The 24,111-nt window shown below is 72.2% G+C and carries 19 protein-coding genes; 13 read left to right on the top strand and 6 right to left on the bottom strand.

Annotated elements, in window-relative coordinates; translation table 11 throughout:
• Positions 1–4: 4 nt before the first annotated feature.
• Together ACIP89_RS15185 and ACIP89_RS15180 are read right to left on the bottom strand one after the other, a co-directional pair.
• Positions 5–1,531 (bottom strand): LCP family protein, encoded by a 1,527-nt coding sequence (locus tag ACIP89_RS15185; protein WP_402115240.1) that lies wholly within the window; start codon positions 1,529–1,531, stop codon positions 5–7.
• 197 nt (positions 1,532–1,728) lie between these two features.
• Positions 1,729–2,478, bottom strand: coding sequence for a TIGR03089 family protein (locus ACIP89_RS15180; protein ID WP_401926550.1), 750 nt, complete (start codon positions 2,476–2,478; stop codon positions 1,729–1,731).
• A 138-nt stretch (positions 2,479–2,616) separates the two neighbouring features.
• On the opposite strand from ACIP89_RS15180, the gene ACIP89_RS15175 reads away from it, so the two are divergent.
• From ACIP89_RS15175 to ACIP89_RS15165, 3 genes are all read left to right on the top strand, one after another.
• A complete protein-coding gene (locus tag ACIP89_RS15175; RefSeq protein ID WP_402115238.1) occupies positions 2,617–3,951 on the top strand; it encodes an N-acetylmuramoyl-L-alanine amidase in 1,335 nt (444 codons plus the stop codon).
• Positions 3,952–4,247: 296 nt separating this feature from the next.
• The gene (locus ACIP89_RS15170; protein ID WP_401926546.1) at positions 4,248–5,339 is read left to right on the top strand and encodes a sugar phosphate nucleotidyltransferase; all 1,092 of its coding nucleotides are present in this window, start codon (positions 4,248–4,250) and stop codon (positions 5,337–5,339) included.
• Positions 5,340–5,427: 88 nt separating this feature from the next.
• Positions 5,428–6,408, top strand: coding sequence for a DNA-3-methyladenine glycosylase family protein (locus ACIP89_RS15165; protein ID WP_401926543.1), 981 nt, complete (start codon positions 5,428–5,430; stop codon positions 6,406–6,408).
• A gap of 221 nt (positions 6,409–6,629) precedes the next feature.
• Here the strand turns inward: ACIP89_RS15165 and ACIP89_RS15160 are convergent, their stop codons facing one another.
• The 3 genes from ACIP89_RS15160 to ACIP89_RS15150 all read right to left on the bottom strand — a co-directional run bounded on the left by ACIP89_RS15160 (position 6,630) and on the right by ACIP89_RS15150 (position 9,548).
• Positions 6,630–7,946 carry a coenzyme F420-0:L-glutamate ligase gene (locus ACIP89_RS15160; protein WP_402115237.1) on the bottom strand — a complete coding sequence of 439 codons (1,317 nt, stop codon included), beginning with the start codon at positions 7,944–7,946 and terminating at the stop codon, positions 6,630–6,632.
• Positions 7,943–8,899, bottom strand: a complete 957-nt coding sequence (gene cofD / locus ACIP89_RS15155; protein WP_073738552.1) for a 2-phospho-L-lactate transferase — start codon at positions 8,897–8,899, stop codon at positions 7,943–7,945. Before cofD ends, ACIP89_RS15160 begins: the two co-directional genes overlap by 4 nt.
• Positions 8,900–9,056: 157 nt before the next feature.
• Positions 9,057–9,548 (bottom strand): cysteine dioxygenase, encoded by a 492-nt coding sequence (locus ACIP89_RS15150; protein ID WP_401926539.1) that lies wholly within the window; start codon positions 9,546–9,548, stop codon positions 9,057–9,059.
• A 722-nt stretch (positions 9,549–10,270) separates the two neighbouring features.
• Between ACIP89_RS15150 and ACIP89_RS15145 the strand changes: the two genes are divergently transcribed.
• The 3 genes from ACIP89_RS15145 (at position 10,271) to ACIP89_RS15135 (ending at position 16,487) form a co-directional block, all read left to right on the top strand.
• Entirely contained in the window at positions 10,271–10,534 is a 264-nt protein-coding gene (locus tag ACIP89_RS15145; RefSeq protein ID WP_024494319.1) for a WhiB family transcriptional regulator, read from the top strand.
• Between the two features lie 452 nt (positions 10,535–10,986).
• The gene (locus tag ACIP89_RS15140) at positions 10,987–14,946 is read left to right on the top strand and encodes a glycosyltransferase (protein WP_402115235.1); all 3,960 of its coding nucleotides are present in this window, start codon (positions 10,987–10,989) and stop codon (positions 14,944–14,946) included.
• The gene (locus ACIP89_RS15135; RefSeq protein WP_402115233.1) at positions 14,943–16,487 is read left to right on the top strand and encodes a DUF5719 family protein; all 1,545 of its coding nucleotides are present in this window, start codon (positions 14,943–14,945) and stop codon (positions 16,485–16,487) included. The genes ACIP89_RS15140 and ACIP89_RS15135 overlap by 4 nt, the downstream gene beginning before the upstream one ends.
• Before the next feature lie 52 nt (positions 16,488–16,539).
• Here ACIP89_RS15135 and ACIP89_RS15130 read toward each other — a convergent pair whose 3' ends face one another.
• A complete protein-coding gene (locus tag ACIP89_RS15130; protein ID WP_401926532.1) occupies positions 16,540–16,968 on the bottom strand; it encodes a metallopeptidase family protein in 429 nt (142 codons plus the stop codon).
• Positions 16,969–17,290: 322 nt separating this feature from the next.
• Here ACIP89_RS15130 and ACIP89_RS15125 point away from each other — a divergent pair, with 322 nt between their 5' ends.
• The 7 genes from ACIP89_RS15125 to ACIP89_RS15095 all read left to right on the top strand — a co-directional run.
• Positions 17,291–17,671, top strand: a complete 381-nt coding sequence (locus tag ACIP89_RS15125) for a DUF3499 domain-containing protein (RefSeq protein WP_401926806.1) — start codon at positions 17,291–17,293, stop codon at positions 17,669–17,671.
• Between the two features lie 111 nt (positions 17,672–17,782).
• Complete coding sequence (locus ACIP89_RS15120; protein WP_401926527.1) at positions 17,783–19,150, top strand: phosphomannomutase/phosphoglucomutase; 1,368 nt, start codon at positions 17,783–17,785, stop codon at positions 19,148–19,150.
• 353 nt (positions 19,151–19,503) lie between these two features.
• Complete coding sequence (locus ACIP89_RS15115) at positions 19,504–19,686, top strand: Trm112 family protein (RefSeq protein WP_073738559.1); 183 nt, start codon at positions 19,504–19,506, stop codon at positions 19,684–19,686.
• 51 nt (positions 19,687–19,737) lie between these two features.
• Entirely contained in the window at positions 19,738–20,874 is a 1,137-nt protein-coding gene (locus ACIP89_RS15110; RefSeq protein WP_401926524.1) for an SIS domain-containing protein, read from the top strand.
• A 241-nt stretch (positions 20,875–21,115) separates the two neighbouring features.
• Positions 21,116–22,312 carry a mannose-6-phosphate isomerase, class I gene (gene manA, locus ACIP89_RS15105; RefSeq protein WP_401926799.1) on the top strand — a complete coding sequence of 399 codons (1,197 nt, stop codon included), beginning with the start codon at positions 21,116–21,118 and terminating at the stop codon, positions 22,310–22,312.
• An 89-nt stretch (positions 22,313–22,401) separates the two neighbouring features.
• Complete coding sequence (locus tag ACIP89_RS15100; protein ID WP_401926520.1) at positions 22,402–23,448, top strand: cation diffusion facilitator family transporter; 1,047 nt, start codon at positions 22,402–22,404, stop codon at positions 23,446–23,448.
• Between the two features lie 247 nt (positions 23,449–23,695).
• Positions 23,696–24,111: adenosylhomocysteinase (locus ACIP89_RS15095; RefSeq protein ID WP_401926518.1), on the top strand; the 416-nt coding region annotated here is incomplete at its 3' end.

Here is a 24,111-nt window from a genome sequence, read left to right as displayed (position 1 = left end):
TGCTTTACTGCTTGCACAGGTCGGTCGCGGCGTTGTTACCCGAATAGGTGGGTGTGGGACTGGGTCCCGGGGCGCCTGTCGCACCCGATTCCCCATCCGTGGGCTCACCGGACCGGCTGCCGCTGCCTTCATTCTGTGAATGTTCCGAACCCCCACCGTCGTCGGTGCTCCTGCCGTCGTCACCATTGAGCTGATCTGCGGGAACCACCGTGAGCGGCTTGTCGTCGCGCAGTCGCTTGAAGAGCCTGTCCGCATCGGGTTGCACCAGTTCGTCCCGATTCCGGTTGGCGGCGTACGGCTGCCGGGGAACGGTCAGGAACTGAACCTTGTCGGTCGGTACGTCGCGCATGCCGCGCACCAGGTCGTACAGGTCCTTCAGGGTGTCCAGTCCCGGGTCCGTGGTCAGCGCCTTCGTCGCCGCGTCCAGGACCGGGTAGAGCCTGGTCGGGTTGAGAAGTACGCCGTTGCTCTGCACCTTGTTGACGAGCGCGCCCAGGAACTGCTGCTGGCGGTCCATCCGTTCGGTGTCGCTGCCGTTGCCGATCGACTTGCGGACCCTTACGTACCCCAGCGCCTGCTCGCCGTTGAGCTTCTTGCGGCCCGCCGGGAGCTTGAGGTGGGCCGCGCTGTCGTTGATCGGTTCCTTGAGACAGATCTCCACGCCGTCCACCGCGTCGACCATGTCCTTGAAGCCGTTGAAGTCGACGACCATGTAGTGGTCGATGCGGACGCCTGTCATCTTTTCGACGGTGCGGATGGTGCAGGCGGTTCCACCGAACTCGAAAGCCCAGTTGAACTGGGCGAATTGCGGTCTGCTGGCAGTTTTGTCCGCCTTGTGGCAGGCCGGGATGTTCGCCATCAGGTCGCGCGGGATGGACATCGCGGTGGCGCTTTTCCGGTTCGCGGCCAGGTGCAGCAGGATCGTGGTGTCGGAGCGCTGGCTGCCGCCGTCGTCGCGGCCGTACTCGCGGTTGTCCCCGGCCCGGCTGTCGGAGCCGATGAGCAGGATGTTCTCCGCGTTGTGGACGACGGAGGGCGGGCGCTCCTTCTCGTACGCCTTGAGCTCGGCGGCCGCGGAGGTGTCCGTCTTGATGTTGCCGTCGAGCTTCTTGTACAGCCACCAGCCGGCGCCCGCCGCGACCAGCACGACGAACGAGGCCCCGAGCGCCGTCCAGCGCAGCCAGTGCCGCTTGCGCTTGACGGTGATGTCGAGGGTCGGACCGGGGGCGGGGCCCCCGGGCGGCGGTCTGTCCGAGGCACCGCCGCCCGGCCCGCTGCCGGAGCCGCTCCGGGTCTCGCCGCCCGGGGTGCTCGCGGAGGCGTCCTCCGAGACGTTCTCCGAGGCGCTTCCGGGACTGCTTTCCGAGGTGGTTCCCGAAGCGGTTCCCGGGGTGTTCCCGGAGGCGTTCTCAGCGGCGTTCTCCGGCGCGGGCTTCTCGCCGGGCTCCGTGCCGGACGAACCGTCCGGCGTCTGGTCCTCGCCCGCGGCCGAGTCGTCGGGGTCGGCCGGAGTGCCGGCGCTTTCGGTCACGTCTGCGTCCATCCTTCACGTTCGGCGGCGCGATGGGCCGCCGGTTGCAGAAGTAGACGGCTGAACCTCACGCTTGGTTGTGCCTTGAGTGGTCTGTACCGCAGATCATGTACCGGAGTTGACGAATCACCCGGGGGGCTCGGCCCACGATGGGCCGGACGGGTGGTCCTCGGACCGCTTGTCGTACCGGGCCGCTGTCACACGGTCCGGGTGACCCGCTCGCTCTCGACGCGCTGTGCCAGTCCGTCCCCGCCGAGCTCTCCGAGATGCCGGCACAGCACCACGGAACCCCCGGTCGCCAGCGGCGCGAACAGTCCGGCGCTCAGGCCGTCCCAGGTGTCGTACGTACGCCCCGAGAGCAGCCGCGAACCGGCGCCCAGGCCCAGCGCCGCACCGTCCGCGCGGGCCCGCGCGACCAGCTCCGCCGAGCTGAGCGCGACATCGCCCACGGTCAGCGCCGGCGCGTCCGGGTCCACCGGGGCGAACGGAGCGAACCGGTCGCCCTGGCCCGGCACCTCCACCGCGTAGTCCGCGAAGCCCTCCGGCGGCTGCGGGAACCGGCCGCCCATCGGACGCAGCGCCAGCGCGATCCGCTCACCGCGGCAGGCCCGCGCGGCCTCCAGCGTGTCCGGTCCGGTGACGACCAGATCGGCGGCGGAGGGATCGCCCCCCACCTCCGCGACGACGCCGACCGAGGAACAGGCGAGCAGCCAGACCGCGGACTGCCAGTGCGCGGGGAGCAGCAGGGCGAGCCGGTCACCGGGCTCCGCGGCGAGGTCGCCCTGGAGCAGGTTGGCGGTCTTGGCCACCCAATTGGCGAAGGTGGCCACCGACAGTTCGACGCGTTCTCCGGTGGCGTCGTCGTAGAAAGTGACCATGGGGCGGGCGGGGTCCGCGGCGAGCGCGGAACGCAGCAGGTCGGCAGGGGTGCGGTCGCTGGCATTCATCCGCGCAAGAGTACGTGGCGGCGGCCGGCCGGGCCGGGTGCCTCGGGTGACCCGTACACCGGTTCGGCAGACGGGCCGTCAACTGCCGGGGGAAACACCGGTCGCCGGACTTGTCTGCTTGTGCCCAGGATTATCTGTATGCGTGCCTTCATTGCATCCTCCCTTGGTGTCACCTGCGCGGCAGCCCTCGCGCTGCCGCTCGCCGCGCCCGCGGGCGCCGCTTCCGACACCCACGCCCACCCGGCCACCGCGGGCTCCGTGCCCGCCGAGGCGTCCGAACCCGCCGCGCTGCCCGGCTCGACGCAGTCGCTGGCCCTGTCCCCCCTGTCCACAGCCTCCGCGCGGGCCCCCGGTGAACGCGCTCCAGCCGCCGGACAGGGGCTGGCCGAGCGCGATGTCCACCCGTTCTCCATGGTCGGCGTCGTCTGGGACGACGCGAACACCGAACTCCACGGCACCGCCCAGGTCCGTACCCGCTCCACCGGCACCGGCCGCTGGTCCGGCTGGCAGGACCTGGAGACGCACAACGCCGAGCACGCCGCGGACCCCGGCACCGCCGAACGCGAGTCGAGCGCCGTGCGGGGCTCCACCGCCCCGCTCTGGGTCGGCGCGTCCGACGGCGTAGAGGTCCGGGTGGACCCCGAGGCCCCCGGCAGCTCCGTCACCCGCGACGCGTCCGCCACCCCCGTACCGCTGCCGGCCGGGCTGCACCTCGAACTCGTCGACCCCGGCGAGGACCCGCAGGAGCCGCCCGCCACCGGAGCGGCCGGCGCCGACCGTGCCGCGGCTCGGAGCGCCACCGCGCTGCCCGCCCTGAGCAGGTCCGCGACCGAGGCGGCCGCCGGTTACGCCCCGGGCGCCAAGCCGTACATCGGGCCCCGCCCGCGCATCATCACCCGCAAGGGCTGGGGCGCCGACGAGAAGATCCGCGAGAAGGCCTTCGCGTACACCAAGACCGTCAAGGCGGCCTTCGTCCACCACAGCGCCACCGGCAACAACTACACCTGCTCCCAGGCGCCCTCGGTGCTGCGCGGCATCTACCGCTACCACGTCAAGAGCAACGGCTGGCGCGACATCGGCTACAACTTCGCCGTCGACAAGTGCGGAAACATCTACGAGGGCCGGGCCGGCGGCGTGACGAAGGCCGTCATGGGCGCGCACACCCTCGGCTTCAACACCAACACCATGGGCGTCGTGGTGCTCGGGACCTTCAGCGGCACCAACCCGCCCGCCGCCTCCGTCAACGCCGTCGCCAAGCTCACCGCCTGGAAGCTCGGCCTCTTCAAGGCCAACCCGAAGGGCAAGGTGACCCTGGTGTCGGGCGGAAGCAACAAGTACAAGAAGGGCAAGAAGGTCAAACTCAACGTCATCTCCGGTCACCGGGACGGTTTCGCAACCGAATGCCCCGGAGCACGTCTCTACAAGAAGCTCGGCACGACCCGGACCAGCTCGGCCAAGCTCCAGGGCCGCTGACCCGGCAGGAGCCGAAGGGCGCCGCCCGCCCGGGTCCTGCCGCGGGCTGCTGACCGAGGACACCCCCTCCGGTCTGCATACACTGGCCAGCCCAAGAAGCTGCTGTCCGATCTCCACTGGCCGCGGGGCGCCCGGCGCGGCCGCTCGCGGCGCTGCCGGAGTGTCCGAATGGCTCCGCCATGAGGACACTCCGGCGCCTTGCGATCGGCCGCGCCGGGCGCCCCGCGCTGATCCAGCGGAGATCGGACAACAGCTTCTTACCAGGCCCGGCCCCAGCAGGAAGCAGAGACAGTGCTGTGACAGAGGCAAAAGAAGCGATCCTCCTGGTCGGCGGCAAGGGAACCCGGCTGCGCCCGCTCACGGTGCACACCCCGAAGCCCATGGTTCCGGCGGCGGGCGTCCCCTTCCTCACGCACCAGCTGGCCCGTGCGCGTGCCGCCGGGGTCGAGCACATCGTCCTCGCGACGTCCTACCTGGCCGAGGTCTTCGAGCCGTACTTCGGCGACGGCTCGGAGCTCGGCCTGCACATCGAGTACGTCACCGAACGCGAACCGCTCGGCACCGGCGGCGCCATCCGCAACGTCGCCGCACGGCTCACCTCGGGACCGGAGGAACCGGTCCTCATCTTCAACGGCGACATCCTCACCGGCCTCGACATCCGGGCTCTGGTCACCTCGCACGCCGACTCCGGGGCGGATGTCTCGCTCCACCTCACCCGGGTCGAGGACCCGCGCGCCTTCGGCCTCGTACCGACGGACGACACCGGCCGGGTCACCGCGTTCCTGGAGAAGCCGCAGACCCCGGAGGAGATCGTCACCGACCAGGTGAACGCGGGCGCGTACATCTTCCGCCGCTCCGTCATCGACACCATCCCGGCCGGCCGGCCGGTCTCCGTGGAGCGCGAGACCTTCCCCGGACTCCTCGCCTCCGGCGCCCATCTCCAGGGCATGGTCGACTCCACGTACTGGCTGGATCTCGGCACTCCGCAGGCCTTCATACGTGGCTCCGCCGACCTGGTGCTGGGCCGCGCGCCGTCCCCGGCCGTCCCCGGCCGCTGCGGCGACCGGCTCGTGCTGCCGACCGCCTCGGTCGCCCCGGACGCCAAACTCACCGGCGGTACGGTCATCGGCGCCGACGCCGTCATCGGCGCGGGCGCCAGGATCGAGGGCTCCGCCGTGCTGGCGGGCGCGGTCGTCGAACCGGGCGCGGTGATCACGGACTCCCTGGTCGGAGCGGGTGCCAGGGTCGGCAGCCGCACGGTGCTGGCCGGCGCGGTCATCGGGGACGGGGCCAAGGTCGGCGCCGACAACGAACTGCGCGACGGCGTCCGGATTTGGTGCGGGGCACACCTGCCCGCCGCGTCGGTGCGCTTCTCCTCGGACGAATGAGCGGGCGAGCCGCTCCCCGCAGCAGACCATGACTGGCCGAAAACAGCCGTACCCTCGACAGGCACCCCGACTACCGAGGACCTCACCCGTGGCAGGACGATTCGCTCCCCGCAGCGCCCCGCACGCTGCCGTGCCGCGCCAGGTGACGACGCCGGAACCGGCGGCGCTGACCCGCGACTGGACCCCGCCGGGCCCGTTCGACCTGCGGCTCGTCCTCGGCCCGCTGCGCCGGGGCCCCGCCGACCCCACCTTCCGGATGTCCGCCGACGGCTCCGTCCGCCGCGCCAGCCGCACCCCCGCGGGCCCCGGCACCCTCCATGTCGTCGCCCGCGAGGGGCGGATCGAGGCGGCCGCCTGGGGGCCCGGTGCCGCCTGGCTGCTGGATCAGCTGCCGACGCTGCTGGGCGCCTCGGACGAACCGGAGGCCTTCACTCCGCGCCACCGGCTGCTCGCCGTGACCCATCACCGGCGGCCGGGACTGCGGCTGCTGCGCACCGGCCTGGTGATGGAGTCCCTGATCCCGTCGGTCCTGGAACAGAAGGTCACCACGGACGAGGCGTACCGTGCCTGGCGCCTCCTGGTCCGCAAGTACGGCGAGCCGGCGCCGGGCCCGCAGGAGTACGGCCTGTACGTCATGCCGGACGCCCGCACCTGGTCGCTGATCCCGTCCTGGGAGTGGCACCGCGCGGGCGTGGACAGCAAGCGGTCCGCGACGATCCTGCGCGCGGTCCGGGTGGCCCGCCGCATGGAGGAGGCCGCCACCATGGGGCTGACCGAGGCGATGGCCCGCCTCCAGGTGATCCCGGGCATCGGCCCCTGGACGGCCGCGGAGACCCTGCAACGCTCCAACGGCGAGCCGGACGCGGTGACGGTCGGGGACCTCCACCTGCCCGGCATCGTCGGCCACGCGCTGGCCGGCAACCGGAACGCCGACGACGAGGAGATGCTGACCCTGCTCTCCCCGTACGAGGGCCAGCGCCACCGGGCGACCCGACTGATCATGCTCTCGGGCAACACCCCGCCCCGCCACGCGCCCCGGATGACCCGGGGCGACATCGCCAGGCTGTAGCCGGGGCCTCCGTTCCGGCCCGTCCGGCCACCTCAGGCCCGTCGATCGGATCAGATCAGATCAGAGCCGTCCGATCGCCCCAAGCCCGCTGATCGCCTCAGGGCCGTCCGGTCACTTCAAGCCCGTCGGTCACGTCAGGGCCCTCCGGTCGCCTCAAGCCCGTCCGGGGATCGCGGACCGGGGTCCGGGGGCGGAGCTCCGAAACACCGGCCCGCGCCGGCTCACCGCACCGCGACGAAGTCCTCCGCGTCGCGCCGGGCCCGAGGCGCCGCCGTTTCCACCGGCCGTCCCACGGCCACCGCCCCCAGCGGATCCCAGGAGGACGGCAACGCCAGCACCTCCCGCACGACCTCGCGGCAGAACATCGTCGAGGACACCCACGCGGACCCCAGCCGCTCGCCCGCCAGCGACACCAGGAAGTTCTGGATCCCGGCGCCCGCGGCGACCACGAACATCTCGCGCTCCGCCGTGTCCCGCCGGGTGTCCCCGTACGTGTGCGAGCCGTCCATCACCATGCACGGGACCACCAGATAGGGCGCCCGGCGCAGCACCTCGCCGCGCCGCACCCGCTTGGCGACCGACTCCTCGCTCTTCCCGTCCCGCCGCAGATCCGCGATCCACGCGTCCCGCATCGCGTCCAGCAGCCGGGTCCGCGACTCGGGCGACTCCAGCAGCACGAACCGCCACGGCGTCGTGTGATGCGGCGCGGGCGCCGTCAGCGCCGCGGCCACGGCCCGCCGCACCGCGCCCGGGTCCACCGGGTCGTCGGTGAACTCGCGCACCGTGCGCCGCTGGGTCATCGCCTCCCGTACCGCCTCGGAGGTGCCCAGCCGGAACATGTCATCGGCCGCGCCCCGAACCATCGCCCGCGCGCCCTCGGCGGACGCCGGGTCCACGACGTGGCCGAGCCCGCGCACCACCGCCACCGGCAGCCCGTTCGCCTTGCCCTTGACCAGGTCACCGGCAGAGGCCAGCTCGTCGGCGGTGGCGACCACGGTCGCGCTCAGCGGATTGCCGTACGCGTCGGTCCCGCCCCGCAGATCGTCCAGCACCCGCACGCCGGCCGCGCCGATCGCGACATCGGTCAGCCCGCTGCGCCAGGGGCGCCCGAAGGTGTCCGTGACGACGACGCCGACCTCGACGCCGAGCGTGTCCCGTACCCCGTCCCGGATCGCCCGCGCCGAGGCGTCGGCGTCCTCGGGCAGCAGCAGGACCGTCCCGGCGGGGGTGTTGGAGGCGTCGACCCCGGCGGCGGCCATGACCAGGCCCTGCCGGTTCTCGACGATCCGCAGGGTGCCGCGCCGCGCCACCACCCGTACCGTCTCGGCGTCGATCGCCGCCTCCCGGTCGGCGGCCTCGACGATCCGGCCCTCCGCCTTGGAGACGATCTTCGAGGTGACGATCAGGACGTCACCGTCGAGGAGGCCGGGCCCGGTGGCGGCGATCAGCTTCGCGAGATCGTCACCGGCCCGCACCTCGGGCATCCCGGGCAGCGCCCACACCCGGAAGGAGGGCGAGGGGTCCGAAGCCGTGCTCATGCCCGTACCTCTTCCGCCAGAACGAGCGCCTGCCGGGCCATCTCGGCGGTGGCGGCGACATCGGTCATCATCAGCGGGACGGAGCGGCAGCGGATGCCCGCGGACTCCACCTCGTCCACCGTGCCCGCGTCCACGGTGTCGACGAGCCAGCCGTCGAGCAGCCCGGAGCCGTAGTGCTGGGCGACCGCAGCGGCCGTCGACTCGACGCCCACCGCGGCGAGCACCTTGTCGGCCATCCCGCGCACCGGTGCGTCGCCGACGATGGGGGAGAGGCCGACGACCGGCACTCCGGCCTCGGCGATGGCCTCCCGGATACCGGGCACGGCGAGGATGGTCCCGATGGACACGACGGGGTTCGACGGCGGGAACAGGATGACGTCGGCCGAGGCGATCGCCTCCAGGACGCCCGGCGCCGGCTTGGACTGCTCGGCGCCGACGGGCACGATCGCCCGCGCCGGGACGGAGGCGCGCAGCTTCACCCAGTACTCCTGGAAGTGAATGGCCTTGCTCTCGCCGTCGGCGTCGACCGCCACGTGGGTCTCGATCCGGTCGTCGGACATCGGCAGCAGCCGGACCCCCGGCTTCCAGCGCGCGCAGAGCGCCTCCGTGACGGCGCTCAGCGGATAGCCCGCGCCGAGCATCTGGGTGCGGACGATATGGGTCGCGAAGTCGCGGTCACCGAGGCCGAACCACTCGGGTCCCACGCCGTAGGCCGCGAGTTCCTCCTTGACGTGGAAACTCTCGTCGGTACGGCCCCAGCCCTGGTCCTCGTTGATGCCACCGCCGAGGGTGTACATGACGGTGTCGAGGTCGGGGCAGACCTTGAGCCCGAACAGATGGATGTCGTCACCGGTGTTGCCGATCACCGTGATGTCCGCGTCGGGCGCGGCCTCCTTGAGGCCACGCAGAAAACGAGCACCACCGATACCGCCGGCCAGAACCACAATGCGCATGGAAACAGTCTGTCAGGCGAAGCCTGATCCTTGTCGGGGTGGTGGCGGGCGACGGGTGGGACTGTCAGGCGAAGCCTGGTCCTTGTTGGGGTGGTGCGGGCGGCGGGTGGGACTGTCAGGCGAAGCCTGGTCGTTGTCGGGGTGGTGGCGGGACTGTTCAGACGGTGGCGGCGGCCGCGGCGCACTGCGCGGCGTGCATGGGCATGTCGGTCAGGCCCGGGTAGTAGATGTGCAGGCTGACGGCCGGTTCGAGGGAGTCGTTGACCACCTCGTGGGCGTAGCCGGGGGCGAACACGCGCTGGGCGCCGGAACCGAGCGTCCGCTTCCCGCGGTCCGTACGCTCCGTCAGCTCGCCGTCCAGCACGGTCAGTACGCCGGAGGACGGGCCGTGGTCGTGCATCCCGCTGCCCTGGCCCGGGATCCAGCTGAGCAGCCAGACGTCGTACCCGGGGAGGCTCAGCATCCGGTGGTACCAGCGGGTGGTGGCGTCGTACTGGACGAGCGGGGCCCAGCGGGAGCGGTCGTCGGCGATGGAACGGGCGAGCCCGGCGAACTCCGCCACCGTGGCGGGGTGCTCACGGGCGGGGCGCAGGAGGTGCTGGACCTCAAGGAGGTCGCCGGCGATCTGGAGGTCGCTGTCGCTGTTCATGGGTGCGGTGGTTCCTCGGCAGGAGTGCACGGGAGTGCGGGTGCGGTGGGGGTGCAGGGGTGTCGCGAGGGCCGTGGGGACCGGGTGACCACGGGCCGTGAAGGCCGCGGGAGAGGGTCCGGGGGTCCGGGATGAGCTGTGTCGGGCTGGAGCGCGGGGGCTTCAACAGCTGAGACAGCTGGAACAGCAACAGCGAGCCTGGACAGCGCTACGGAACCCACGGGTGTGGGTGACGCGCACGGCTGAGGTCACTGGCATGACATCAAGGAGAGCCGGAGAACCTCTGGACTGTCAACCCAATGCCCGATTTGAGGTTAATGTTTCACCTCATCCGGTTGCTCCGAGCGGAGAAAGGTTTGTGCAGCGCTTGCGGCGGAGACATGGCGCAGCGGAGGTGTCCGTAAACGTGTTTGTGAGCCGTGACCCGACTGTGATCTTGATCGCTTCGGTGATCGAATCGCAACGTGCCCACCCCCGGGGGAGTTCCTCTCCGTGACGGGCGATTGCGTGCCGGGCGTGCGAGAGGCCCATGGCATATGTCAGGTTTTTGGCTATTTGAACACTTACCGCATAGGCTTGGTGCCGCAGAGTGAATACCGGGCCCAATAGCAGATCTGCGCTTGACTGGCACGAAGCTACACACTTGTAATTTCACTCGTGTCGTTCGGCCGATTCGATAACGGCCGCATCACGGGGACGCAAGAGACAGACGAGGGGCGCACATGACCGAGCTGTTCCAGCAACTGCTGGTCGAGGACGCGGACGAGGAGCTCGGCTGGCAGGAGCGCGCACTGTGCGCCCAGACCGACCCTGAGTCCTTTTTTCCTGAGAAGGGCGGATCCACCCGCGAGGCGAAGAAGGTCTGCCTCGCCTGTGAAGTCCGGTCCGAATGCCTTGAGTACGCGCTCTCCAAGGACGAGCGGTTCGGCATCTGGGGCGGTCTCTCCGAGCGCGAGCGGCGGCGTCTCAAGAAGGCCGCGATCTAACGCCGCGATCCGAGACCGCGATCCGATGCGCGCCGACCGGGGCGCCCGAAGGAAGACCCCAGCCGAAGCGCCTGACCCGAAGCGTCTGACCCGAAGCGTCTGACCCGAAGCGCTTGGCCCGAAAGCGCCTGGTTCGAAGACCCTGAGCCTGGCCGGGAGACGCCGGACTCCGGGGAGCGGACCGCTCCCCGGCCCTGCCCCCGACCCGGCCCGCCCATGGCCCGCCGCCTGCACCCTGCCCGCAGGCGGCGGGCCATCGCCGTGCCCGGCGCACCGCCCCCGGCCCCGTACCGTCGCTCTCGTTCAACCGCTCCGCGCCACCCCGGTTATCCGTACCGTTAGTGTGGGGCCCCGTCCGAGACGCGCCAACGACCCGACAGGGCGCGCGTGTACACCGATGCAGCCCCCGGGGGTACGTTCCCCCCGGACCCGGCCGGAGGGCCCGTACCTCGATGTCCGTGCACAGCCATTCGACGGCGCCGTACGCGGCCGCCGCCGCCCCAGAGTTCCCCCGGCATGTCGTCACCGCCGTGCTCGTCTCCCACGACGGCGCACGCTGGCTGCCCGACGCACTCGCCGGGCTGCTCGGGCAGGAACGCCCCGTACAGAGCCTCGTCGCCGCCGACACCGGCAGCGCCGACGACTCCGCGCGGCTGGTCACAGAGGCGCTCGGCGCCGACCGCGTCCTGCACCTCGCGCGACGTACGAGCTTCGGCACCGCAGTCGACGAGGCGAGCCGCACCGCCGGGGTACTCACCCCGGACGACCTGCCGTACCTGAAGCGCCCCAGCGGCTGGGACCCGGTCACCCGGTCCTGGCACGACGACAATTACGACCTGCCCGAACTACCGCACGGCGAACCGGTGCAGTGGCTCTGGCTGCTCCACGACGACTGCGCGCCCGAGCCCGACGCGCTCGCCGAGATGCTGCGCGTCGTCGACAACGACCCGCACGCGGCGATCGTCGGCCCCAAACTCCGCGGCTGGTACGACCGCAGGCAGCTCCTCGAAGTCGGCGTCTCCATCGCCAACAGCGGCCGCCGCTGGACCGGTCTCGACCGGCGCGAGCAGGACCAGGGCCAGCACGACCAGGTCCGTACCGTGCTCTCCGTCTCCAGCGCCGGCATGCTCATCCGCCGTGACGTGTGGGAGGAGCTCGGCGGCTTCGACCGCAGGCTCCCCCTGATGCGTGACGACGTCGATCTGTGCTGGCGCGCCCACATGGCCGGACACCGGGTGCTGATCGCCCCCGACGCCGTCCTGCGGCACGCCGAGGCGTCCGCCCGTGAACGGCGCCCCATCGACTGCGCCGGGCGTTCCGTCTCCAGCCCGCACCGCGTCGACAAGGCCGGCGCCGTCTACACGATGCTCGCCAACGCCCGCGGCAAGATGCTGCCCTGGGCGCTGCTCCGGCTGGTGCTCGGCACCCTGCTGCGTACGCTCGCCTACCTCGTCGGCAAGGTGCCGGGACAGGCGGTCGACGAGGTCACCGGACTCCTCGGCACCCTGCTGCGGCCCGGCCGCATCCTCGCGGCCCGCCGCCGGCGCGGCAAGGGCGTCATCGACCCGGCCGAGCTGCGCGGGCTCTTCCCCGCACCCGGCGCCACCGTCCGCGCCACCGTGGAACAGGTCGCCGGGAACTTCGGCGGCTCCACGGAGGCCGAGTCCGGCGGCTCGCGGCACGGCGCCGTCGAGTCCGGACCGGGCGGCGACGACGCCGACTTCCTGGAGATCGACCAGTTCGCCAAGTTGAAGCGGGTCGGCCGCAAGCCGGGACCGGTGCTCTTCGCCGTCCTGCTCCTGGTCTCGCTCGTCGCCTGCCGCAGCCTCATCGGCGGCGGCGCACTGGCCGGCGGCGCCCTGCTGCCCGCACCCGGCGACGTCTCCGAGCTGTGGGGCCGGTACGCGGACGCCTGGCACACCGTCGGCACCGGCGGCACCCAGACCGCACCGCCCTACCTGGCCATGATCTCCGCGCTGTCCGGGCTGTTCCTCGGCTCCACCGGCTTCGCGCTGACCCTGCTGCTGGTCTGCTCGGTCCCGCTCGCCGGACTCACCGCGTACTTCGTCTCCCGTCCGCTGATCCCCTCGCGGCTGCTGCGGGCCTGGGCGAGCGTCGCGTACGCCTTCCTGCCCGCCGCGACCGGAGCCCTGGCGACCGGCAGGCTCGGCACCGCCGTCCTGCTCGTCCTGCTGCCCCTGATCGCCCGCGCGGCGGTCTCGGCCCACGGGATGCGCGGCAGCGGTGACAGCCGGGGAAGCTGGCGCGCGACCTGGGCGTACACCCTGCTCCTCACCCTCACGATGGCGTTCACCCCCATCGTGTGGCCGCTCGCCGTGGTTCTCGGCATCGGCGTCCTCGCGCTGCGCCGCAACGACATCACGGCCTACGGACTCCGCTTCCTCGCCGCCGTCGGCACCCCGCTGCTGGTCCTGGCGCCCTGGTCGCTCTCCCTGCTGACCAGCCCCTCGTCCTTCCTGAAGGAAGCGGGTCTGGAGGCCGGTACGGGATCGGCCTCCGCCCTCGATCTGCTCGGCATCAGCCCCGGCGGGCCCAAGGCGGCGGGCGGCGTACTGCTGCTCGGCATCGTGCTCGCGGCGCTGGCCGCGCTGCTGCGCGGGGAGCGGCAGTTCGCGGTCCGGACCGCCTGGGCCGTGGCCCTGGTCGGCCTGGCCTTCGCCGGGCTCGCCAACGGCTCCGGCTGGGCGGGACCGGCCACCCTCGTCTACGGCGCCGCGCTCATCGCCGCCGCGCTGGTCGGTGCGGACGGTGCACGCATCCGCGTCGCGGAACTCAGCTTCGGCTGGCGCCAGCCGGTCGCCGTCCTGATCGCGCTCGCCGCGGGCATCGCCCCCGTGCTGGCCGCCGCCGGCTGGATGATCGGCGGTGCCGCGGGCCCGCTGGAGCGGCGCGACCCGGTGCAGGTGCCGGCGTTCGTCGCGGAGGAGAGCGGCACCCGTGACCAGCCGCGCACCCTGGTGCTCGACGGCACATCGCCCTCCTCCGTCGCGTACACCCTGGTCCGCGGCTCCGGCGCCCGCCTGGGTGACGGCGAGCTGGCCGCGGCGGGTGGCGGCAACAGCCACCTCGACAAGGTCGTCGCCAACCTGGTCGCGGGCTCCGGCGCCGACCAGGGCAGCCAGCTCAGCGGCTTCGCGATCCGTTACGTCCTCGTGCGGGACGGGGCGCCGAAGCAGATGAGCCGGGTGCTCGACGCGACGCCCGGCCTCAGCCGGCTCAGCCAGCTGGACGGCAGCGCGCTCTGGCGCGTCGACCGGCAGGTCGCCCGGATCATGATCGTCCCGTCCGACGCCGACGCCGAGCCGCTGCCGGTCGGCTCCAGTCCGGTCGAGGCGCACACCGAGATCCCGCCGGGCGGCGCGGGCCGGGTGCTGCGGATCGCCGATGCCGCCGACCCGGGCTGGCAGGCCACGCTCGACGGCCGGCCGCTGACCCGCAAGACCGTCGACGGCTGGGCCCAGGGCTTCGAGCTCCCCACCGGCGGCGGCTCGCTGAACCTCACGTACGAGGCGTCGATCACGCACTCCGCGTGGATCTGGGCGCAGGCCGCGCTCGGCGTGGTCCTGCTGGTCCTGGCCCTTCCGGGCCGCCGCCGGGAGATCGACGACGACCTGCCGGAGGAGACCGCGCAGGTCCCCGCCGAGCCGGTCGCGGGCGAGGGCCGCCGGGCACGCAGGCTGCGCGCGGCCGCCCAGGCGGAGGGCGAGGACGGCGAGGAGCCCGGCGACGAGGGGGAGCGGACGGAGTACGCCCCGCCCCAGCAGCCCGCAGCCGAACCGCAACCGCAAGCCGCCGACGGCCAGGACGTCTTCGTACCGCAGCAGGCGGACGGCGAGACCGGTGAGTACGCGGCCGTGCCCCAGCCGGCGGACGGCGACACGGGCCAGTACGCGGCGGTGCCGCAGCAGCAGTACGGGGAGTGGGACGGCCAGCAGTACCAGGGCGCCGACTACCAGCCGTACCAGGAAGACCAGTACCAGGACGGCCAGTACCAGGAAGGCCAGTACGGAGCGGGGCAGCAGCAGAACGCCTCCGGCGCGTACGACCAGTACGGCTATCCGCAGCAGCAGGGCGACTACACCGCGTACGGCCAGGGGCAGTACACCAACGCCCCGTACGACCCGGCCAACCCGCAGTACGACCCCAACGCCCAGTACGGCACGGGCGACCAGTACGGCAACGCCCCGTACGACCCCAACGCGCAGTACGACTCCAACGCCCAGTACGGCGCGGGCCAGTACGGCGACCAGCAGCCGTACGACACCCAGGGCCAGGACCAGGGCCACGACCAGGACCAGAACCGGGATCAGAACCAGAATCCCGACGAGAACCCCGCCCCGGGCCAGAACCCGTGGCCGACCGGTAACGCATCGCGAGGCGAGTCCGAGTGAAGTCCACCAGCCTTTCCCTCATCGCGGGGGCCGTCGCCCTCGCCGCAGTCACCGGATTCGCCGCGCTCAACGTGCCGGGGGACGCCGGTGCCACGGAGGCCGGGGCGCCCTCCCGGCTGCCCGTGGAGCGGTCCAGCCTGCTCTGCCCGGCACCCGGCCTCTCGGATCTCGCGGAGACGGCGTACACGTCCTTCACCCCGCCCGCGAACGGCGACGGCGAAGCCGGCACGGCCGAACTGAAGTCACCCGCGGCCGGCAAGAAGAAGGACGAGAAGGACAAGTCGGAGGACAAGTCCAAGGACAAATCGAAGGACAAGAGCAAGGACAAGGCGGCCGATTCGGACAAGCTTGTCGTCGCTCTGAAGGAGCCCGGCAAGCCGGTCACCGCCGATGTGTCGGGTTCGGACGCCCCCGCTCTCGTCGGCACCGCCACCGGCCGGCTCGCGCCCGGCTGGAGCACTCAGCAGACCACCACCGTCGAGGCCGGCGACGGACGGGGCGTGCTCGGGGTCAGCTGCACGGCACCCGACACCGACTTCTGGTTCCCGGCCGCGAGCACCGCGAAGACCCGTGAGGACTACGTCAACCTCACCAACCCGGACGACACCGCCGCGGTGGCCGACATCGAGCTGTACGGCCCGGACGGCACGCTCAAGTCCGATGTCGGCGAGGGCATCACGGTCCCCGCCGGATCCGGTGTCCGGGTGCTGATCTCGACGCTGACCAGCAAGGCGGCCGACGATGTGACCGTCCACGTCACCACCCGCACCGGGCGGGTCGGCGCGGTCGTCAGGACGGCGGACAGCAAGACCGGCAGCGACTGGCTCACGGCCTCCGCCGCCCCGGCCGGCACCCTGGTGCTGCCCGGTATCCCCGCGGACGCGACCTCGGTCCGGCTGGTGGCCTTCGCCCCCGGCGAGGACGACGCGGACCTCACCGTGCGGCTGCTCGGCAAGACCGGGCCGTTCGCCCCCGTGGGCAACGAGGATCTCCACGTCAAGTCGCGGATGACGGCCGGGGTCGACCTGAAGAACCTCACCCGGGGCGAGGCGGGATCCCTGCTGCTGACCCCCACCCAGAAGGACAGGGCCACCCCCGTGGTGGCCGCTCTGCGGGTGGTCCGGGGCAAGGGTGACAAGCAGGAGGTCGGCTACATCCCGGCGACCGGACCGGTGGGCGCGCAGGCCACCGTGGCCGACAACCGGTCGAAGGGCTCGACCCTCTCGCTCACCGCGCCGGGCGCCGCCGGCACCGTGGAGGTCACGGCGTCCGCGGGCAGCAAGGCAGGCACCCCGGTCAGCAAGACGTACAAGGTCGCCGCGGGCACGACGCTCGCGGTCACCCCGCCGGTCCCGTCCGGCCTCAAGGGCACGTACGCGCTGACGGTACGGACGCAGTCGGGCGGCCCGGTCCACGCCGCCCGTACGCTCGCACTTCCGCAGGACGGCATCCCGATGTTCACGGTGCAGACCCTCTCGGACGACGGCGGAACGGTCGAGGTACCGGTGGCCGAACAGGACCTGTCGGTCCTGGACGACTGAGCACGCCGGGCGCGGGGGCCGGGCGGAACGAACCCGCCCGGCCCCCTTCCCGCTACTCCTGCCCGTAGCGCGGGTCGACCGACTCCGGGGCGAGGCCGAGCAGTTCCGCGACCTGCTCCACCACGACCTCGTGCACCAGCAGTGCGCGCTCGTCGCGGTTCTTGGTACGGATCTCGACGGGACGCCGGTAGATGACGATCTGCGCCGGCTGCCCCTTCTCCGCGGACAGCGCGTTCCCCAGCGGAACGGTCTCCTCCCCGGTGCTCGGCACGTCGAGGACCACGAAGTCGACCTCGGCCAGCTGCGGCCAGCGCCGCTCCAGCCGTTCGACCGAGTCCTGGACGAGATCACGGAAGCTGTCCGCCCGGCTGACCGAGAGCGGCACCTGGGGCGGTGCGACGGGCCCGCGCATGCCTCGGCCGTGCCGGTCTCGGCGCCGAGGTCGCGGCTCGGAAGGGTGCGGCGGTACGGGACTGTCCATCACCGACGCAGCGTAACGCTCCGCGCGACGAGTGGACGGTGGCTGCGCGGGGACGAAACCGGCCTGTCCGCTCCTGAACAATCCGGCCACGGGGAGCCCGGTTCCGGCCCCGCTTCGTGGCTTTCCTCCTCTTGTCCCACGACCGGTTTCGCGGTGAGCGGCGACCGGAATCGTTGCCGTCATGACCTGCGCTCCTCCGTTTCCGCGCAGGTCAGGAGAGTTGTCCGGGGGCGGCCGTACCGCGGGTCACAGGGCGACACGGTGGGGTGAGCCGGGGGAGAGTCGTCGCAGCCCGCTCAAGAGTGCGGTAGCGTCCAACATCGTGAGCCCTGTACGTCGCTGTTCGCGCACCGCGTGCGGCCGCCCTGCCGTCGCGACACTGACGTACGTCTATGCCGATTCGACTGCGGTCCTCGGCCCGCTCGCCACCTACGCCGAGCCCCACTGTTACGACCTCTGTGCCGAGCACAGCGAGCGGCTGACCGCGCCACGCGGCTGGGAGGTCGTCCGGCTCTCCGACCCCTCCGCGCCCGTGCGCCCCAGCGGTGACGACCTCGAAGCGCTCGCCAACGCCGTACGGGAAGCGGCGCGTCCGCAGGACCGGGGCGACGGACCCAGTGGCGGCGGCGGCCGTCGCACCGCGGATCCGGCGGAGGTCGCCCGCCGGGGCCACCTCCGGGTGCTGCGCTCGCCCGAGTCCTGAGCGGTCGCCGGTAGCCGAGTCCTGAACGGTCGCCGGTGCGCCCGGCGCGCGGGGGGTCTCCGGCCGCCGGGTAGTTTGGCGGTCCGAAGAAACCCTCAGGAGGACCGGCCCGTGACTGCAGACCTGTCGCAGCTCGTGAAGGCGTACGACGTGCGCGGAGTCGTGCCCGACCAGTGGGACGAGGCCCTGTCCGAGCGGTTCGGAGCGGCGTTCGTCGAGGTGACGGCCGCGGCCGCGATCGTGGTCGGCCACGACATGCGCCCCACGTCACCGGCCCTCTCCGGCGCCTTCGCCCGTGGTGCGGCCGCCCGGGGCGCGGACGTCACGATGATCGGCCTGTGCTCGACGGACCAGCTGTACTACGCCTCGGGGGCGCTGGACCTGCCGGGCGCGATGTTCACGGCCTCGCACAACCCGGCTCGGTACAACGGCATCAAGATGTGCCGCGCGGGCGCCGCCCCGGTCGGCCAGGACACCGGCCTGGCCGAGATCCGCACCCTGGTCGAGCAGTGGTCCGCGGCAGGCGCCCCGCAGCCGGCCGCCACCCCCGGCACGGTCACCGAACGGGACACGCTCACCGACTACGCCGCGTACCTGCTGTCGCTGGTGGACCTGTCCGCGATCCGCCCGCTGAAGGTGGTCGTGGACGCGGGCAACGGCATGGGCGGCCACACGGTCCCCACGGTCTTCGCGGACCTGCCCGTCGAGCTGGTCCCGATGTACTTCGAGCTGGACGGCACGTTCCCCAACCACGAGGCCAACCCCCTGGATCCGAAGAACATCGTCGACCTCCAGGCCCGCGTGGTGGCCGAGGGCGCCGATCTGGGCCTGGCCTTCGACGGTGACGCGGACCGCTGCTTCGTGGTGGACGAGCGGGGCGAGGGAGTCTCCCCGTCGGCGATCACCGCCCTGGTCGCCGCCCGGGAGCTGGCCCGCAACGGCGGCAGCGGCACGGTCATCCACAACCTGATCACCTCCCACTCGGTCCCGGAGGTCGTGCGGGAGAACGGCGGCACCCCGGTCCGCACCAGGGTCGGCCACTCCTTCATCAAGGCGGAGATGGCCGCACACGGGGCGATCTTCGGCGGTGAGCACTCGGCCCACTACTACTTCCGCGACTTCTGGAACGCGGATACGGGCATGCTCGCCGCCCTCCACGTCCTGGCCGCCCTGGGCGGCCAGGAGGAGCCCCTCTCGGCCCTGCTGGCCCAGTACGACCGCTACACCGGCTCCGGCGAGATCAACTCCACGGTCGACGACCAGCCGGCCCGCACGGCGGCCGTCCGGGCCGCGTTCGCGGACCGCGAGGGCGTGAGCACCGACGAGCTGGACGGCCTGACCGTCACGGCCCCGGACTGGTGGTTCAACCTCCGCGCCTCCAACACGGAACCGCTGCTGCGCCTGAACGTCGAGGCCCGGGACGAGAAGACGATGGCAGCGGTACGCGACGAGGCCCTGACAGTAATCCGCAGGCCCTGAGCCACTGCCCCACTTCCCGCCCTGAAGTCCGGCCTCCTGAAATCCAGCCCCTCCGGCGTCTGAGGAGCGGGGTCCGGTGCGGAACCACGGTTACGGGAAGGGGCGGGCTGGGGAACAGGCCCGCCGCACGCGCGCCCGTTCCCCAGCCCGCACCCCGTCAACGCACCCGCACTGCCCCGCCACCACCGCCCCCACACCACCGTCCCGCGCTGCCCCTCCACCACGGCCCCACACCACATCCCCACCCCCCGCACCCCGGCCGGACCGCGTCCCCGCCACCCCGGCGGTAGGCTGACGTCGCCCGGTCCATGACCAAGAACACGCACTCGTGCCCGCCCGAAGGGACCCACCCCATGCCGCTCGAAGCCGGCCTCCTGGAGATCCTGGCCTGCCCGGCCTGTCACGCCCCCCTGGATGACCGATCGGCGGCCGACAGCCCCGAACTGGTCTGCACGGGCAAGGGCTGCGGACTGGCCTACCCGGTACGGGACGGCATCCCCGTCCTCCTCGTCGACGAGGCCCGCCGCCCCGCGTAACCGGGCCCACACCCCGCACGGTGATCAGCGTGTGATCGGAGGACCGTCCCCATGCTCGACGAGTCGTTGCTCGACGCCCCGGAAGCCCTGGCCCGAGCCGACCGCCGCGGCCTGCTGCGCGGCGCCGCCGAGGCCGGGGCCAGGGTCCGTACCGCCGCCCGGCACGCGACGGAGGCCGGCATCCCCGAGCTGAACCCGGAGGGCCGCCCGCGCGCCGTCCTGGTCGCCGGCTCCGGCACCGCCGCATCCGGCGTCGCGGACCTGATCGCCGCCCTCGCCGGAGCCTCCGCGCCGGTCACGCGCGTCCAGCCGACCGGCGTCGCCCCCGCCGCGGGCGCGATGCGCTGGACGCTGCCCGGCTGGGCCGGCTCCCTCGACCTGCTGCTCATCGTCACCGCGGACGGCTCGGAGCCCGGTCTGGCACTCGTCGCGGAACAGGCGTACCGCCGAGGCTGCAGCGTCGTCGCCGTCACCCCCAGGCAGTCGCCGCTGCGGGAGGCGGTGGACGGCGTGCACGGCCTCGTCGTACCGATGGCCTCCGCCCCGCACGGCGAGTACGACGCCGAGACGTCGGCCGCGGGACCCGGCACCCTGTGGGCGCTGTTCACCCCGCTGCTCGCGCTGCTCGACCGCGTCGGCCTGGTCACCGCGCCCCCGGAGACGCTGCAGAGCGTGGCCGACCGCCTCGACCGCACGGCGGAACGCTGTGGACCGGCCATCGCCACGTACAGCAATCCGGCCAAGACCCTGGCCGCCGAACTCGCGGACAGCCTTCCGCTCGTCTGGACCGAGGGCGAGGCCGCGGCCCCGGTCGGGCGCCGCTTCGCCGCGGTCCTGGCCGAGCTCTCGGGCCGCCCGGCCCTCGCGGCCGAACTCCCTGAGGCGCTCCCCGTCCACGGGGGCCTGCTGGCCGGGGCCTTCGCCGCCGGAGCTGACCCGGACGAGTTCTTCCGCGACCGGGTCGACGAGCCGGAGGCCCTGCGCGCCCGGGTCGTCCTGCTCAGGGACCGGCCCACCGGCGGCCTGAGCGCGGCCCCGGCGGCCCGCGAGCTCGCCCTGGGCCACGAGACGCCGATCAGCGAACTCGAACCGGAGGAGGGCAGCCAACTCGAAGCCCTCGCCGAACTCCTCGCTGTCACCGACTTCGCCGCCGTCTACCTGGCCCTGGCCTCGGAAGCCCGCGCCTGAACCACCACGCGGCAACCAGCGCCCCAGCCCAGCCCAGCCCAGCCCAGCCCACGCAGCACCACGCCCAACGCATCCGCACAGCACCAACCCATCCGTGCGGCACCAACCCATCCGCACAGCACCAATCCATCCGTGCGGCACCAACGCATCCGCACAGCACCAACGCATCCGCACAGCACCAACCCATCCGTGCGGCACCAAGATCCACGCACGCATCCGACACAGCACGAGGACGAACTCCATGGACCGGCTCTCCAATACCGTGCGCCCGTACGCCTGGGGCTCCACCACAGCCATCCCCGCCCTGCTGGGTGTCGCCCCGACCGGCGAGCCCCAGGCCGAGATGTGGATGGGCGCCCACCCCGGAGCCCCCTCCCGGATAACCCGCACCGGCCCCGCCATCGCCCCCGGCACCCCGCAGCCCCCCACCGAGCAGCCCCTCACCGACGTCATCGCCGCCGACCCGGTGGGCGAGCTCGGACCGGCCGCCGTCGAGAAGTTCGGCCCCCGGCTCCCCTTCCTCCTCAAGCTGCTCGCCGCCGGAGCACCGCTCTCCCTCCAGGTCCACCCCGACCTCGCCCAGGCACAGCAGGGTTACGCGGACGAGGAGCGCCGGTCCGTCCCGATCGACGCCGCCCACCGCACGTACAAGGACGCCAACCACAAGCCCGAACTGATCTGCGCGCTCACCCCTTTCGACGGCCTGTGCGGCTTCCGCCGGCCCATCGAGGCGGCCGAGGCGATGGAGGCGCTGGGCGTCGACTCCCTGAAGCCCTACGCCGACCTGCTGCGCGCGCACCCCGAGGAGGACGCCCTGCGCGAGGTCCTCACGGCGATCCTCACCGCGGACCCGGCACAGATGGCGGAGACGGTGACCGCCGCGGCCGCCGCCGCGGAACGGCTCGGCGGCGCGTACGCCCCGTACGCGCGGATCGCGCACCACTTCCCGGGCGACGCGGGCGTCATCGCGGCCATGCTGCTGAACTACGTGCGACTCCAGCCCGGCGAGGCCCTGTTCCTCGGCGCCGGAGTCCCGCACGCCTACCTCGACGGCCTCGGCGTCGAGATCATGGCCAACTCGGACAACGTGCTGCGCTGCGGACTGACGCCCAAGCACATCGACGTACCCGAACTCCTGCGCATCGTCCGCTTCGAGGCCACCGACCCCGGAATCCTGCGCCCCGAGGCGTCCCCGTCGGGCGAGGAGCTGTACGAGACCCCGGTCGACGAGTTCCGGCTCTCCCGCTTCGACCTCTCACCGGGCGGCGACCCCGTCGACCTGACCGCGGCCACGCCTCAGATCCTGCTCTGCACCGCGGGCGCCCCGCGGACCGGCGACCTCGGTCTCGTACCGGGCGACTCGGTCTTCGTACCGGCCGGCGAGAAGGCCGAAGTGTCCGGTACGGGCACGCTCTTCCGAGCCACTGTGGTGGCCTGACGTACCGTCCGCGCCGTGGACTGCAACAATGTCCGGCCGTACCGCGGCCGCCGGAGCCGCAGCACCGAACGAAAGGACACCAGGCACCCATGAGTGCGTCAGGCGGAACCAAGGCGATCGTGGCGGCGCTCGGCGCCAACCTCGCGATCGCAGTGGCCAAATTCGTGGCGTTCCTGTTCAGTGGCTCCTCTTCGATGCTCGCGGAGAGCGTGCACTCGCTCGCCGACTCGGGCAATCAGGGGCTGCTGCTGCTCGGCGGCAAGAAGGCCAAGCGCGAGGCCACCCCCCAGCACCCCTTCGGGTACGGGCGCGAGCGCTACATCTACGCCTTCCTCGTCTCCATCGTGCTGTTCTCGGTCGGTGGCATGTTCGCGGTGTACGAGGGCTACGAGAAGATCAAGCACCCGCACGAGATCGAGGCCTGGTACTGGCCGGTCGGCGTGCTGGTCTTCGCGATCATCGCGGAGGGCTTCTCCTTCCGGACGGCCATCAAGGAGTCCAACGAGACCCGCGGCGCGCTGTCCTGGCCCGACTTCATCCGCCGTGCGAAGGCCCCCGAGCTCCCCGTCGTCCTCCTGGAGGACTTCGGTGCCCTCATCGGTCTCGTCCTCGCCCTCGCAGGCGTCGGCCTGGCCATCGGCACCGGCGACGGTGTGTGGGACGGCATCGGAACCCTGTGCATCGGCATCCTGCTGATCGCGATCGCGATCGTCCTGGCCGCCGAGACCAAGTCGCTGCTGCTCGGCGAGGCCGCCGGCACCGACCAGGTCGAGAAGATCAAGGCCGCGGTCGTGGACGGTGACACCGTCACCGGCATCATCCACATGCGCACGCTCCACCTCGGCCCGGAAGAACTGCTGGTCGCCGCCAAGATCGCGGTCCAGCACGACGACACGGCCACCGAGGTCGCGAACGCGATCAACGCCGCCGAGTCCCGCATCCGCGAGGCCGTCCCGATCGCCCGGGTCATCTACCTGGAACCGGACATCTACAACGAGGCCGCGGCCCGGTCCGGCACCAACCCGGCGAAGGACGCCGCCCAGGGCGTCATGGATCCCGCCAAGGACGCCCTGGATCCCGCCGAGGGAGCCCCGGACGCCAAGGGCCCCTCCGACCCGACCGGAACCAGCCACTGAACGCGCCGTCCTCGCCTTCGCAGCCGCCCCCGGACCAGTGGGCTGGGAGCGGCTGGGCCGTTCGGTGTAGATTCGACGGCAGTGCCAGACGTCGCTGCTGATGGCGGTCGATCGGTCCGTAGCCACGGACCGGCCGAGGGAGAGAGGGCCTCCGACGGACTGCGCTGCGAGCCGCTCGGGCATTCGTGTGCCCGAGGCCGCAGAGCGCCGCCCATCCACCCTCGAACCAACTGAGGAGCAGCCCGTTATGACGACGGTCGCCAATCGACAGGACTTCAAGGTCGCTGACCTTTCTCTCGCGGCTTTCGGCCGTAAGGAGATCACTCTGGCCGAGCACGAGATGCCCGGTCTGATGTCGATCCGTAAGGAGTACGCCGCCGCGCAGCCGCTGGCGGGTGCCCGTATCACCGGTTCGCTGCATATGACTGTGCAGACGGCGGTGCTGATCGAGACCCTGGTCGCGCTGGGTGCCGAGGTGCGCTGGGCCTCCTGCAACATCTTCTCGACCCAGGACCACGCGGCCGCGGCGATCGCGGTCGGTCCGGCCGGTACCCCGGAGGCCCCCGCGGGTGTTCCGGTCTTCGCGTGGAAGGGTGAGTCGCTGGAGGAGTACTGGTGGTGCACGGAGCAGGCGTTGACCTGGCCGAACACTCCCACCGGCGG

This window comes from Streptomyces sp. NPDC088730 (assembly GCF_044751215.1).
GTDB lineage: Bacteria > Actinomycetota > Actinomycetes > Streptomycetales > Streptomycetaceae > Streptomyces.
This window is presented reverse-complemented; position numbering and strand designations above follow the sequence as displayed.

What these genes read in the sequence shown, in the direction of transcription:
- ACIP89_RS15130 (WP_401926532.1), bottom strand. Translation starts at nt 16,968, where the DNA reads ATGGACAGTCCCGTACCGCCGCACCCTTCCGAGCCGCGACCTCGGCGC.
- ACIP89_RS15115 (WP_073738559.1), top strand. Translation starts at nt 19,504, where the DNA reads ATGCCGCTCGAAGCCGGCCTCCTGGAGATCCTGGCCTGCCCGGCCTGT.
- ACIP89_RS15100 (WP_401926520.1), top strand. Translation starts at nt 22,402, where the DNA reads ATGAGTGCGTCAGGCGGAACCAAGGCGATCGTGGCGGCGCTCGGCGCC.
- ACIP89_RS15145 (WP_024494319.1), top strand. Translation starts at nt 10,271, where the DNA reads ATGACCGAGCTGTTCCAGCAACTGCTGGTCGAGGACGCGGACGAGGAG.
- ACIP89_RS15150 (WP_401926539.1), bottom strand. Translation starts at nt 9,548, where the DNA reads ATGAACAGCGACAGCGACCTCCAGATCGCCGGCGACCTCCTTGAGGTC.
- manA (WP_401926799.1), top strand. Translation starts at nt 21,116, where the DNA reads ATGGACCGGCTCTCCAATACCGTGCGCCCGTACGCCTGGGGCTCCACC.
- ACIP89_RS15180 (WP_401926550.1), bottom strand. Translation starts at nt 2,478, where the DNA reads ATGAATGCCAGCGACCGCACCCCTGCCGACCTGCTGCGTTCCGCGCTC.
- ACIP89_RS15175 (WP_402115238.1), top strand. Translation starts at nt 2,617, where the DNA reads ATGCGTGCCTTCATTGCATCCTCCCTTGGTGTCACCTGCGCGGCAGCC.
- cofD (WP_073738552.1), bottom strand. Translation starts at nt 8,899, where the DNA reads ATGCGCATTGTGGTTCTGGCCGGCGGTATCGGTGGTGCTCGTTTTCTG.
- ACIP89_RS15140 (WP_402115235.1), top strand. Translation starts at nt 10,987, where the DNA reads ATGTCCGTGCACAGCCATTCGACGGCGCCGTACGCGGCCGCCGCCGCC.
- ACIP89_RS15110 (WP_401926524.1), top strand. Translation starts at nt 19,738, where the DNA reads ATGCTCGACGAGTCGTTGCTCGACGCCCCGGAAGCCCTGGCCCGAGCC.
- ACIP89_RS15160 (WP_402115237.1), bottom strand. Translation starts at nt 7,946, where the DNA reads ATGAGCACGGCTTCGGACCCCTCGCCCTCCTTCCGGGTGTGGGCGCTG.